5 protein-coding genes are annotated in these 14,288 nt (G+C 51.3%); all 5 read left to right on the forward strand.

The features are described 5' to 3' along the window. Position 1: 1 nt before the first annotated feature. The 5 genes from CRP01_RS01785 (at position 2) to CRP01_RS01805 (ending at position 14,277) form a co-directional block, all read left to right on the forward strand. Positions 2-4,192: a hybrid sensor histidine kinase/response regulator transcription factor gene (locus tag CRP01_RS01785; RefSeq protein WP_170110177.1), complete on the forward strand. Its 4,191-nt coding sequence runs from the start codon at positions 2-4 to the stop codon at positions 4,190-4,192. A gap of 246 nt (positions 4,193-4,438) precedes the next feature. After that, complete coding sequence (locus CRP01_RS01790; protein WP_099148259.1) at positions 4,439-5,284, forward strand: energy transducer TonB; 846 nt, start codon at positions 4,439-4,441, stop codon at positions 5,282-5,284. 608 nt (positions 5,285-5,892) lie between these two features. Next, the gene (locus tag CRP01_RS01795) at positions 5,893-8,982 is read left to right on the forward strand and encodes a LamG-like jellyroll fold domain-containing protein (protein ID WP_099148260.1); all 3,090 of its coding nucleotides are present in this window, start codon (positions 5,893-5,895) and stop codon (positions 8,980-8,982) included. Positions 8,983-9,453: 471 nt separating this feature from the next. Next, positions 9,454-12,528, forward strand: coding sequence for a SusC/RagA family TonB-linked outer membrane protein (locus CRP01_RS01800; protein ID WP_099148261.1), 3,075 nt, complete (start codon positions 9,454-9,456; stop codon positions 12,526-12,528). A gap of 102 nt (positions 12,529-12,630) precedes the next feature. Continuing rightward, a complete protein-coding gene (locus tag CRP01_RS01805) occupies positions 12,631-14,277 on the forward strand; it encodes a RagB/SusD family nutrient uptake outer membrane protein (protein WP_099148262.1) in 1,647 nt (548 codons plus the stop codon). The last annotated feature ends 11 nt before the right edge of the window (positions 14,278-14,288 follow it).

The raw sequence follows: 14,288 nt of genomic DNA on the forward strand, positions 1-14,288 counted from the left end.
CATGATCAGCATATTAAACGCGGGCAGACTAGTTGTGAAGCGTTCCATCCCGGAAAACCGGGAGCAGTCTGAATTCCCTCTGCACCATAGCCGGCTCTTATTTCTACCGGATTGGGAAGGCGTTTCTTATGCGTGCCGGGGGCTGATCCTATTGGGTTTCATGGTATTTTGTGTTAGCAGTTTCTCCCAGAGTTCCCTGTTTACCCAGCATAAATTTCACCGGCTGAACGAAGAACAGGGATTGATCAATAATGTCGTCAATGACATCATCCAGGACACCCTGGGGCAGGTGTGGGTAGCTACCAATGAAGGCCTGTTTCGCTACCAGGGATTTGAGTTTCAAAAATTCATTAAAAACAAAAGCAATCCCGATCAGCTCCACAATAATTTTATAGAACGACTTTATCTGGACGAATCCAATAATCTCTGGCTGATGACGGACGACGGTGTCGGCAGATACAGCTATGAAACAGACGTCATCCGCCGGTATTTACCCGATCAGCTAAAAGGCCGGGTAAGCTCGATGGCGATCGATGCCGATGGGGTACTGTATTTTGGGAAGCACGGTAATAACGGCATCGTAAAAGTCTTAAATGACAGTGTTTATTACCTTGACCTGTACGATGAACGCTCCGGTATAGACTTTGGAGAATCCAGCATTACGGAAATGGTTTTGGGAGGGGATCACCTTTGGGCGGTAGCTGCCGGACGAGGGGTTTTCTGCTATAACCTCCGCGATCAGTCTATTACCTATTTCAGTGCCCAGGAGATCGTCGGCAAGCCCTATGTAAATTCCTTTGACCTCCTGGTGGAGGACCAAAATACCGTTTGGCTGGGTACGGAATCCAGTGTTTACGCCCTGCACCTGGATCACAATTCCTCAAAACGGATTGAACGGACGCTGGCGGACCTACTGCCCGACGATGATTACCTGACCATTTACCTCGATGACAAACAAAATCTCTGGCTGGGATCCCGCCAAAACGGCATGTTTATGCTGTCGAAAGGAGCCGGCGGCGAATACGAACTGATCAATCACTTTTCTCCGGGTTTCGATGAATACAGCATTTCCCACCGGACGATCAGTAAGATCTACCAGCAAAAAAACGGATACTTCTGGCTGGGCACCCACAACGGTGGAGTCAATATTTTTAATCCCGAGGGGGAGATCGTTCGTATGATCACCAAACAGGCCAGCGACTCGGAATATTCCCTGAATTACCAGAATGTATGGGGGATCTACGAGGCGCACGACGGAAGAATATGGGTAGGAACCGATGGAAAAGGTATCAGTTTGCTGGATCCCCGTACCGGGAAAATTCAGAACAATGCGATCCGTGAACTGGAGAACAAAGCGGTGCTTTCCGTGCTGGAGGATTCGCAGCAAAGGGTCTGGATCGGTACCTACGCCCACGGCATCTATTTATACGATCCGGCGGACGGACAACTGATCCAGTTTACCAAGGACACTCCCAATTCGGAATTACTCGTCAATGATATCCGTTGTTTTTACGAAGATAAAGACGGCAGCATTTACATCGGCACCAATCGCGGAGGGCTTTATTCCTACGATCCCGACACTCAGATGATCCGGCTGGAGCAAGGCGTTTCCCCTTCGGACATAAGATCCATTGCATCGGTAGAGCAAGGCGTGCTCTGGCTGGGTACTTTTGGCGACGGTTTACAGAAATACAATGTGCTGCAAAAGAGGGTCATCCATTCCGCCTGGAGTGAGGATCCCATCCACGCCAAAGATGTAGTCTACGATATACACAATGATTCGGGCCGGTTCTGGGTGGGTACCCGCCACAATGGCCTGGTGGTATTTGATGTACCGACGGAACAGTTTATCGAAATGCCCGTACTTGACGATCTGCTGGACCGCCTGCTGTCCGGCGTTCAGATGGATGGGGATCAGAATCTATGGATCAACACCAATACGGGGATCGTCCTGTTCGACCGCAAAAAAAATGAACTGAGAGAATTTGGTGCGGAAGATGGTTTTCAGATCGGGCATTTTAATAATGGTTCGATCTTTTACTCCCGTAGGGGCGGGTATATGGCCAATGGAGGTATCCACGGCCTTAATTTATTCTACCCGGATGAACTGAGAACGGAAACCAAGAAGACCAGGATCATCCTCAATCAGTTGAAGGTGTTCGATAAGGTGGTTACTCCGGAGAATTCCAATATTTTCCCGCAGGATCAAAGTATATTCCTGACCAAGGAGATCCAGCTCGATTATTCCGATAATATTTTTTCCATCCAGTACGCACTCCCGGGTTTCAGCATGCACAGCAAGAAAGACTTTGTTTACATGCTGGAAGATTACGAGCAGCAATGGCAGTACGGTGCCGAATCGAATCTGGCCAGTTACCGTAACGTTCCTCCCGGTCAGTATCTATTTCGCGTAAAAAACTCGCAGGATGATTCCGAAGCGTCGCTCGCAATTATCATAAATCCGCCAATCTGGAAGACGTGGCAGGCCTATATAATTTACACGCTGATCATCGCCTTCCTGATCTGGAAGTGGAATAAATTCAGTAACAGTAGAATAGCATTAAAGCAGAAACTTCAGTTTGAGCAGGAGCTGCGGGAAAAAGAACAACTGATCATGCAGGAGAAATTGCGGTTTTACACCAATTTCTCCCACGAACTAAAGACGCCGCTGACCCTCATTCAGGGGCCGGTGAACGATTTGCTAAGGACCGTTGCGGACAAACAGCAGCAGCAATACCTTCGATTGATCAGGAAGAATACGGGCATTATTCTGAAATTCATCCGCAGAATGCTGGAATTCAGAAAGATCGAACTTAGTAAATCGGTTCTGAACGTCGGTAAGCACGATCTGAAAATACTCGCCCAGGAAGAAGCGGAGAGTTTTGGTTATCTGGCCAAAGAAAAGGAGATCCGGTTCGGGTTTTACTGTGTAAGCGAACTGGAAGCCTGGGTGGACCTGGAAAAGATCCAGATCGTGATCAACAATCTCTTGTCCAACGCTTTTAAATTCACCCCTAAAGGCAGATCCGTAAACTTTGGCGTTTACGAAGAAGGAGATGATCTCGTCATTGAAGTAAAGGACGAAGGGCTCGGTATAAGAAAGGATGAACTGACCAACATCTTCACGCCATTTTTTCAGGCCAGTAATTCCTATAGCGCCGGAGGCACGGGCATCGGTTTAACCCTTTGTAAGAGTATTGTAGAGCTCCATCTCGGCACCATTGATCTGCAAAGCCGGGAAGGGAAAGGAACCCGCGTGTTGGTCAGGATACCCAAAGACAGGGCGAAATTTGGGGATAAGGAGTACGTGCGGTATATCTACGCGGATGAGAAGGAACTTATCCTCACCAGTGAATTCGGCGGTTTGGACGAAACCAATGTAGCGCCGAATGACAACGAAAAAATGCTTTTGCTGGTCGATGATAACAAGGATATTACGGCCTATATCAGAACGCTTTTTGAAAAAGAGTTTAAAATCCTCATTGCCGATAACGGCGATGATGCCTACGAACTGGCCGTAAACAGTACACCGGACCTGATCATTTCCGACATGATGATGCCGGGTATGGACGGTCAGGAGTTTTGCCGAAAAATTAAAGGGACCATGTCCACCAGTCACATTCCGGTGATCATGCTGACCGCCAAGGACAACAAAAAAGATAAGATCAGCAGCTACGCGGTTGGCGTCGATGATTACATTACCAAACCTTTCGCTTCCGATCTGCTGATCGCCCGGGTAAATAACCTGCTGAAAAGCCGCGAAATGCTGGAACTCCACTACGAAACCAACGAATTGGTCGATCCGGAAAGTGACCAGAATCCCCGGGAAGTGGAATTTGTCCTCCAGACCGAGGCCGTTATCCTGCGCATGCTGGAACAGGCGGAATTCGACATTCCCATGTTGTGTAAGGAACTGGGCATGAGTCAGAGTGCACTATACCGAAAGGTGAAATCGCTGACCGGGCTGTCCATTCAGATCTTCATCAAAAAGATCCGGATAAAACGGGCCGCTCAGTTATTGCTTTCCGAAGATATGGCCGTTTCGGAAATTGCCTTCTCCCTAAATTTTTCCGATCTGAAATATTTTCGGAAATGCTTCAAAGAGCAATTCAAGATGACCCCGTCCGAGTATAAGGCCAACCATTGTTCGCGCTCGGGGGATGTCAAGATCGAGCTGGATTCTATTAAATGAACGGGCTAATTGCCAGAAACTCGATTCCTTCATCCCGAAATTTTGTATCTGCAACAAACGGGCCGGCCATCGCGCTTATTAGCGTAGTCCGATCCTCGTCCAGCCAAGGGTCCTCTCGCAAAAAAGTATTTTCGGCTACTTCGGCTTCCCTGATCCATATTTTTAGTTTGCCTTTACAATTATTTACAATTGCCCGGCGGTACTAAGGGGAGAATAGTTTTAGATTTGGAGAAAATACTGCAAGTCATGAAAAAACGTATGGTAATTGTCGGCACCCTGTTCTGCTTCATCGGACTGACGGCTTTTAGTTTTATCAACCGGAAGCATTCGGCTACCGTCCCGGGTCCGGTGCTCCCCCTTTCGGAAATGCTTTTACCGACGTCCCCGACTGATGTGGATTTTCTCTACGAAGTTGACAATCGCTTCCAGGCGACCATCACGAAAGAAGAACTCGAAAACGCCCGCTCTATCATTGATATCCTTTCGCCGAATCACCGGAATTCCGGCGCCAGTAAGATCGTATTCAGCACTTTTCAGGAGCTTCCCCGGCAGCAGCCTATTGTAGAATCCTATCATAATATTGCGGTCTCTACCTTCGGCGGGCTTTACCAAAAACAGATCCGGGCCAGAGGAACGGATGATCATCTTAATGTTGATCAGATCCAGTTGTTGCGCTCCCTGGATTACGGCAGCAGCTTTTACATTTCGGGGCATACCCTTCGAAAAGATAAATTCCGGAAAGAGCTCGTTAAGGATACCCTGATCCAGTATATGAGCGTCGTACCCCAGCAGGCTGCCGTCTACAGCGCGGGCAAACCGGCCCTGCTGAAGTACCTCAAAGAGAACAGCACCGCCACCGTTGCCATAGCCCGCAGGGATCGCCTGCAACCGGGAAAGATCGGCTTCACTGTAACGAAAGATGGAAAAATTGGCCAGGTCCGCCTAAACTACCCTTCCGGCTATAACGCCATCGACGAAAAAATGCTGCAACTCATCCGGGACATGCCCGGAAGCTGGGAACCGGCCATCAATGCCAGAGGAGAAAAAGTAGAACAGGAGCTGGTCTTCTTTTTTGGGCTAATAGGTTGCTGATCCGCTAACTTCTCCCCATAGCATAGACCGCCCCGATAGATGATATCTCCTATTTTCGGTAAGGCGATCATCAGAAAGTAAAAGCTGCCCTCAAATCGGGGCGTAATCAATTGGGGACAAGTGATCTTGCGCCCCCTCCCCTTTTCCAGTCATTTCGATCTGCAATAGTCCTACACCTCATCGCTATTATTCTCTTCGTGGACTGTACGCTTGTTTTTCTGGCTTGACCTACACCTAACGGCAGTTGGAATGCCTTGCCAACGGTGAACCAACACTACCTACAAACCCATCAATTTTACTGAAAAAAATCTTATAGAAGATATTATTGATGGCAAATAATGTCATTTGCAAAATATAAAATACCGATCAGCCCCCGCTAATTGACCAACCGTTCCCCTGCCGAATCCAGTATTTTCAGTTCATTTGTGTTAATTCTTCGCTTCGTTTCTAACCAATCGTAACAACCCGGCAATAACGCCAAAGACCATTCCGGTAATTCGTCTTTCGGCCCGGTCGGTCCGCTTTTCCGACTGAACCATTATTCAGCAAACCTCACCGTATCGACTACGGTGCAGGGATGGATACTTCATCGTTAACCAAAAAAAATTATGGAAAAAATCATTACCTCAACCCTTGCCTTATTCTTATTTGCAATTTTTACGATCCAACTCCACGCCCAGTCCGCCAGTAGCAGCGATAATCTGGTGGCCCAGCCCATACCGGACCGGATCGTACCTTTCGACCTGACGGACCCCGGCGTGAGTAAAACGGTCGAATTCGGGCCCGACCTGGCCTGGGCCAACGAACAGAATTTCAGGAGAGTTATCCGCTTCATGGGTCTCGATCAGGTGGATATTGTCCGAGCCTCCTTCCAGCCTACTTACGCGCTGGTAAACGGCCAGTTAACCCAGGCCCAGATCGACGATCTCGATTACCGGCTTTCCCTGATCAACACCTACGTGGGGCCGAATACCGATCTGGCCCTGAACTGTGATCACCCTTTCGTGGATGACTGGTATCTGGGTTTCCCCGACCGTTGGGAACAACTCATCGAGGTCTCTACCCAGCGTTATCTGAACGCCGGACACAATGTAGTCACGGTGGGGGCGTTCAACGAACCTGACTACGGCTGGGGCCAGGGCTCCGCCCAGGATATGTACGATATTACCGCATTATTGAACAGCAATCCGCTGTTCAGTAACATTCGGCTTTCGGGCGGCAACACCTTAAATTGCGATGAAGCGCAGGGCTGGTACGACTTTCTGGTACCGGCCGGCGTCAACGAAGGTAATACCCACCAACTGGCCGGTAGTTTTGACAGCTTCGCCAGCTTTTTCCAAAACGTTCGCGCCAATGGGCACCACGCTAGCGGTGATGAGTTACACAATGTAGTGGAAGGCCTGGTGGGCTATGAATACGGTATGCAAACCGGTATCTGGTGGGCCGCCGCGGAATACGCCCGGGGCGAAATGGTCAAAGCCTTTGACGGGGAACGGATCGGTTACGCCGAACACCGCCCCAACTGGACGGCCGCGGCAGTCTACCGTACTCCCGAAGGCAAGGTGCAGGCCTTTGGTGGCACCTCGGAACGGCAGGCCGTGACGACAACCTACAACTACATTTCCAAAGATCGCCTGGTGTATTACGATGGCTACGGGCCGCAACGCGAATTCGTACTGGAGATGCCCGGCGGCACGGGTTACTGGACCGGCCAGACCAATGCCGAAAGAGTGGTCAACATTACCTGGGGAGATGATATACAGCCGGTAATCGACGGGAGTTATTACCTGGTCAACCGCGCTACGGGGCAGGTTATGGATGTAAACGGCAATATCGCCCAGGATGGAGCCAATGTCGAACTAAACGCCTTTGCCGGTGCGAGTAGCCAACAGTGGAATGTGACGCCGGTGGACTCCCGGATCGGCGGTGACTTCAGCTACTGGCGTATCCAACCGGCTTCCAACAGTGATAAATCCCTGGACCTCTATAATTTTTCTCTGGACAACGGCGCCAATCTCAATCTGTGGACTAACGGTAACCAGGGCAACCAGCAGTGGTACCTGGATTACGCAGAAGACGGCTGGTTCTACATCCGCAGCCGGGAAAGCTCCTATTGTGTAAGTGCGGAATCGGGAGGAACCAATATCGAACAGTGGGAAAAAACGGGCAATACCGGGCAGCAGTGGCGGTTTCTCCCCGTGGGTGCACCGCTGGAGTTCACGGCGCCCGCCGCACCGCTCAATTTGTCCGCTACCGCCCATGCGGTTTCGATTCAACTGGACTGGTCCGCCAATTCCGAAAGCGATCTGGCCGGATACAGCATTTTCCGGGCTACCGCTCCGGGCGGTCCTTACAACACGATCGCCCGTGGAATAACGGCCAATTCCTTCGTGGATAATACGACCCAAAGCGGGACAACCTACTACTATGCCTTAAAAGCGGTGGATAACTCCCTGAACCGTTCGGGATACTCCAATCAGGTATCGGCTACCGCCAGCGGGAACGATGCGCTGGTCACCCATTTTGAATTTGAGCAGGATACCCGGGATAACAGTGTCAATTTCAACCACGCTGCGGTCTACGGAGGTACTTCTTTTGTAGCCAGTCAGGCCGGCACCGATGCCATTGCGCTGAATGGCTCCGATGCCTTTTTACAGTTGCCACCCGATATTGCCAATCATCAGGAGATCTCCGTAGCTACCTGGGTCTACTGGGATGGCGGCGGTGCCTGGCAACGGATCTTCGATTTCGGGAACGGCACCGATCAGAATCTTTTCCTGACGCCGAGTACCTGGAACGGAGAACTTCAATTTGGCCTGATCAACGGAGGTACGCAGCAAAATCTATATTCCACCGGATTACCGACCGGACAGTGGGTACACGTAGCGGTTACCCTGGGTGCCTCGGGGGTGCGGATGTACGTTGACGGTCAGGAGGTCGCCCAGCAGGCAACGGCCGTTGTCAGCCCGCTGGATTTCAAACCCGTATTGAACTACATTGGCCGCAGCCAGTATCCGGATCCGCTGTTTGACGGCACGATCGAAGATTTCCGGATCTACAACTACGCGCTTTCCGCCGGGGAAGTAGCCGATCTGGCGGGATTGACTGGCGGCACATTCATGGCTGTGGAATCGATCACTACCGGGACGGCCAATGCCGGACAGGGCAAAAAGCGCGGCACGGCCCAGGTACTCATACAGGACCACCTGAATAATCCGGTAGCCGGTGCAACGGTGACCGGTACTTTCAGCGGCAGCTTTTCGGAAACGGTGAATGGGGTGACCGCAGCCAACGGGATCGTATCGTTCCAGACCAGCGGAACGGCCAAAGGCAATGTTACGGTTGATTTTTGTGTCGATGACGTTACCCACGCTACTTTGCCCTACGATCCGCTGCAAAACCAAATTTCCTGTACCAATGGCTCGGCCCGATTAACGAACGGTATCGGTGGTATCGGAACGGAAGGGTTAGCCATCTTTCCCATTCCTACCCGGGATATACTGAATATCCATATCCAGGAAAATGACCTGCCGCTGCGGGTTAGTGTTGCCGACCTGCTGGGCAAAACGATTCTAAAAGTCCGACTTACTAACGGACAAAACCAACTCAACCTAAAAACGCTGCAGGCCGGTGTCTATCTACTGCGCATAGAAGACGAAACGGGCATTATCGACACGCAGCGGATCATCAAAAACTAACCAACTATAAACAAAATTCAGGATCACCGGGGGCACTTTTGTGCTCCTGGCGACCTGCTTTGTCGTTTATCCGCCGATTGTCAGCGCCCCTACTCTACCGGACCGGTCTTTCCCTTCTTCCCGATCTATTCATTTTTCTACTATCAGACTGCTCGGTTCCACTGCTTATGATCGGGGCTATCCAAAGAAAAAAATCACCCACATCTGCAGCGGGGCGACGAAAATGACCGTTCAGTCTCCTCTTTGGACCGACCGCACCTCCTCCTGCCCGTATCGTAGATATCCAAAGTTAATATCACATTTACCACTAGGGCAGAATAAAGTTTTAAATAAGGACAAAAAACAGCATCAGACCGATCACCCCCCCTTATCTGGTTGATGATTGCCCACGCCTGGACGGCTTTAATCCTTACTTGCAGTATCGTTTTGATCTTCAACAAATGAAATGTCAACCTTTAAAGTAGATGTAATATGAAAGTAAGATTACAAAGCAAGACCAGTCTATCGGGCGGGGTCATACTGCTGGCCATGCTGCTGGCGACCCTGAACCTGACTGCTCATAGCACGAACCATTCCCGGCTCGAAATGGCGCTGGAGCGCGAATACGCAGTTGTGATTACCGGGACGATCACCGATGAGAACGGTGAGCCTTTACCCGGTGCTACAGTTGTTGAAAAAGGTACCCAGAACGGTACGATCACGGATGTGGACGGCAGTTACCGGATCGAAGTAGATGAAAACGCCACCCTGTTGGTATCCTTTATCGGTTTTGAAACAATGGAGGTTGCGGTAAACGGCCGGACCCAGATCGACTTCTCTTTGCAATCCTCGGCCGCAGCCCTGGACGAAGTGGTGGTCATCGGTTACGGTAGTCAGAAACGGAGCGATATTTCCGGCGCTGTATCCCAGGTCTCGGAAAAAGAACTCTCCAAAAACCCGGCTCCTAACTTAAGTAATACGTTAGTAGGACGCACGGCGGGTATTATTGCGGTGCAGCGTTCGGGTGAACCGGGAGAAGACGGATCGGCTATCTTCATTCGCGGTATCGGTACCACCGGTGATGCCTCACCGATCTATGTGATTGACGGTATCGTACGGTCAGCCCGGGATTTTTCCCAGTTGAATTCCAATGAGATCGAATCGGTTTCCATCCTGAAAGATGCCGCCAGTGCGGCCGTATTTGGAGTTCGAGGGGGTAACGGAGTGGTGCTCGTGACTACCAAACGGGGATCACAGGGAAAAATGCAGATCAGCCTGACCACCAGTGTCGGGGTGCAGGAAAGAACCAGAGATCCCGAATTTCTGGGTTCCTACGAGTGGGCGCAGTTGTACAATGAAGCCCTGATCAACGAAGGCAAGGCTCCGCAATACACGCAGGAAGATCTCGATAAATACCGGGACGGCAGCAGTCCGGATACGCATCCGAATACCGACTGGTTGTCCGTACTGAAAAATACCGCGATGCTGAGTCGCTACGGTATTACCGCCAACGGCGGATCGGAGCGCGTCCAGTACGCCGCTTCCCTGGGTTACCTGGAACAGGACGGTATTGTCCCTTCCAATACCCACAAAAGATACAATTACCGGTCTAATATCGATGCCAAGGTAACCGAAACAACCCGCTTATCTTTCGATATTGCCGGCCGGGATGAGAATACCAACAACGTGGCGGCTCCCGAGCTTTTCCGTTGGCTGGTTTCGGCACGTCCCAACCTCGCCCCCATTCAATGGTCAAACGGAGGGTATTCCGCCGGTCCGGCCTATCTGGCGCTGCCGGAAAACGGCTACCGCAACCGCCGGATCCAGACCTTTAACGGGCGCATCCAGTTGGAACAGCAGTTGCCGGTCACGGGGCTGTCCATCAAGGGGATCGCTTCCTACAATAAGTGGTTTGCCGATCAGAAGAACTATACCTACGCCCAGACGCCTTTCTACAGTCGTTTGTCGGATGGTACATTCGTGGAGCAACCCAGGGGTAGTACTTCATTGTACCAGGACCATAATGATTTTCAGGGAATCACCCTGGAGACCCACCTCAATTACAAGACCTCTTTCGGTAAAAGTGATGTTTCCGCCTTGTTGCTGTATACCCAGACCAAGGAAAGATGGAATTTCATCAGCGGCTTCCGGGATGGCTATACCCTGTCCATCGACGAACTCGATTTTGGCGGTGCCGCCAACCGGACCAACCGCGGTTACGCCGGATCCAGCGGCCGTCAGGGAATCGTTGGTCGCCTGAACTGGACCTTTGACGATAAGATCATTGTGGAGGGAAGTTTCCGGGCCGACGGTTCGGAGCAATTTGCCGACGGAAATCGCTGGGGATTCTTCCCTTCCGGCTCGCTGGGTTACGTGATCTCCCGCGAATCCTTCATGGACGATCTGTCTTTTGTGGATTTTTTCAAGATCAGAGGCTCCTACGGTATTCTGGGTAACGATCGCCTGGGCGGTGCGAGGTTCCTATATTTGCAATCCTACAATCAGATCGGCGGTGCGGCGGTTTTCGGCGACGGAGATGTCCAACCGGGGATCGTGGAAGGCAACCTCGCCAGTCCTTTTGTAACCTGGGAAACCGTCAAGAAATTCAATATCGGATTCGATGCCAATTTCCTGGATTACAAGCTGTCCCTTACGGTGGATTATTTCAAAGACAAACGGAGCGATATTCTGGGCTCCCGCAACCTATCCGTACCGAGCCTGCTGGGTGTCGGTCTGCCGGTAGAGAACCTATCCAAGGTGGATAACGAGGGAATTGAACTCAACCTGGGCCACACCAATTCTTTCCGTAGTGGCTTCGGCTATTCGCTCGGTGGTAACTTAACCTATGCCCGGAACGAAATTGTCTTCATCGATGAACCGGAATCCGAGAACCCAAACATTCGCAGGACCGGACGTCCGCTCGGAGCACAGTTTGGTTACCGGGCATTAGGGCTCTTTCAGTCGCAGGAAGAGATCGATGCCGCCCCGACTCAGATCGGTGACATTGCCCCCGGTGATGTCCGCTACGAAGATGTGAACGGAGACGGACAGATCGATGATCTGGACCGGGTTTACATCGGCAGTTCCAACACGCCGGAGATCATTTTCGGTTTCAACGGCAACCTGAACTTTAAAGGCCTCGAATTATCCTTCCTGTTTCAGGGTGCTACCAATGTTTACCAGGGTTACGGCGGGGAAGCTGCCTGGCCTTTCTTCCTGGGTACCAGTGGTATCTACCGGCAAAACCTGGATCGCTGGACGCCGACCAATACCGACGCCAGCGAGCCCCGCGTACTGATCAATGCCGCCGGTAACAACCATGCCGGATCTTCCTTTTGGCTGAGAGACGGTTCTTATCTCCGCCTCAAAAATGTGGAACTGGCCTATAATCTGAATGCAGAGAATCTGCCCGGGAATTTCATTCAGGGGATCCGCATTTATGTAAATGCCAATAACGTCTACACCTGGAGTAAAATCCCCAATTTCGATCCGGAGGACGGCGGTGGCCGCGGTTGGGGCTACCCTCAATTGCGGGTCTGGAATGCCGGAGTAAACTTTAATTTTTAAGAACTGGAAGTGCAGTGGAGCCTAGTCTTTGCGGGTTAAAGCTCTACTGTCATTTATTCAGCCAAAACGTTGAACTCAAGCTTTTGCTAAAAAGATATTCCAATGAAAAAAATAAATAATTTGACACTGCGATACACCGGCCTGCTGCTATTGGCTCTGGTGTTATTCAGTTGCGAGAAAGATATTCTGGATCAGGTCCCCAAGGATTCGCTGACGGAGGAACTGGTCTGGACGGATCCCCAGGGAGCGATCCAGTTTGTCAACCTCATCTACGGCGATATGCCTTCCGGTTTTGACCGAAACTACGATTGGTGGGCCAAAGGGCTCTACCTGCTCGACGGTGCCAGTGACGATGGCGATGTCTCTATGGGATGGACACACTCCTCCCTGCTGCAAACGGGCGATTTTCTGCCCACCTACGTACCCTGGGGCAACCAGTGGCCCATTTATTACGGACTGGTCCGTAAAACGAATGTAGCGCTGGAAAATCTGGACCGCCTCGAGGACGAGGAATTGAGAAATCGACTGAAGGGTGAGGTGTACTACCTTCGGGGATACATCTACCACGACCTGCTGCGCCTTTTCGGTCTGAAGAACGGCGGCGGAGAAGCCACCGGCGTTCCCCTGATCGATAAAAGTCTGAGTATAGAGGATGATCTCCAGATCCCACGCGCCACTTATTCGGAGGTAGTTGATTTCATCATCAGCGATCTGGATATGGCCGCCGGCTTACTACCGGCTAAAGGAGATATTGCCGAAGGCCGGGCTACGTCGGGAGCCGCCAAAGCGCTGAAAAGCCGGGTGCTGCTGTACGCGGAAAGATGGGACGAAGCCGCCAGTGCCGCCAATGAAGTGATCAGCCGGGGAGCGTATTCCCTGTTCCCGGATTACCGAACCATATTCCTGACCAAAAATAACGAGGAGGTCATTTTCGCCAAAAAGTTTCAATACCCGGATAAACACCACCAGTCCAATGCCGGTGGAACCCAGGGCGCCGGATGGGACGTGTACAATACTCCATCTTCTTACAAAGGCCCCAGTGATGCCGGTTGGGGCGGCAACCTGCCAACCCAGAACTTTGTAGACTCCTACGAAATGGTCGATGGACAGGCACAGTCGGAATCATCCCTATTCGATCCCGTCCAGCCTTTCGAAAATCTCGATCCCCGCTTTGAAGCTACGGTAGTCCACAACGGAGCTAACTTCCGGGGTCGTGAAGTGGAGCTGTTTGAAGGAGGTACCGATATTCCTTTCATCCATACCGGCTATTTCCTGCGCAAATTCCACAACGAGGACCTGGTCATCTATTCGCAATCCAGCGATCAGGACTGGATCTTCATTCGCCTCGCGGAGGTATTATTAAATTACGCCGAAGCTAAAAACGAAACTTCCGGCCCCGACGGTTCGGTCTACGAAGCGATCAATCGCATTCGGCAACGCGCCGGAATGCCCAACCTCCCGGCCGGTCTTTCCCAGGACGACATGCGGGAACGCATCAGAAATGAACGCCGGGTTGAACTCGCTTTCGAAGAACACCGCTATTTCGATATCCGCCGATGGGGTATCGCCGAAGACCTGCTGAACGGCCCGTTGCTGGGGATGAAGATCACCCCGAACGGCCTGGGCGGTTATACCTACTCTAAGATAGAATTTGAGGAGCGCAAGTTTCCGACCAAACTGTACGTATTACCCATCCCACAGGATGAGATCGATAAAAACCCAGCCGCCAGGCAAATTAATGGCTGGTAGTTTTCAGCGTA

It is taken from the genome of Flavilitoribacter nigricans DSM 23189 = NBRC 102662, from assembly GCF_002646595.1.
In the GTDB taxonomy this organism is placed as follows: Bacteria; Bacteroidota; Bacteroidia; order Chitinophagales; family Saprospiraceae; genus Flavilitoribacter; species Flavilitoribacter nigricans.

Coding starts and splice junctions, on each gene's coding strand:
- CRP01_RS01785 (WP_170110177.1), top strand. CDS start 2: ATGATCAGCATATTAAACGCGGGCAGACTAGTTGTGAAGCGTTCCATC.
- CRP01_RS01790 (WP_099148259.1), top strand. CDS start 4,439: ATGAAAAAACGTATGGTAATTGTCGGCACCCTGTTCTGCTTCATCGGA.
- CRP01_RS01795 (WP_099148260.1), top strand. CDS start 5,893: ATGGAAAAAATCATTACCTCAACCCTTGCCTTATTCTTATTTGCAATT.
- CRP01_RS01800 (WP_099148261.1), top strand. CDS start 9,454: ATGAAAGTAAGATTACAAAGCAAGACCAGTCTATCGGGCGGGGTCATA.
- CRP01_RS01805 (WP_099148262.1), top strand. CDS start 12,631: ATGAAAAAAATAAATAATTTGACACTGCGATACACCGGCCTGCTGCTA.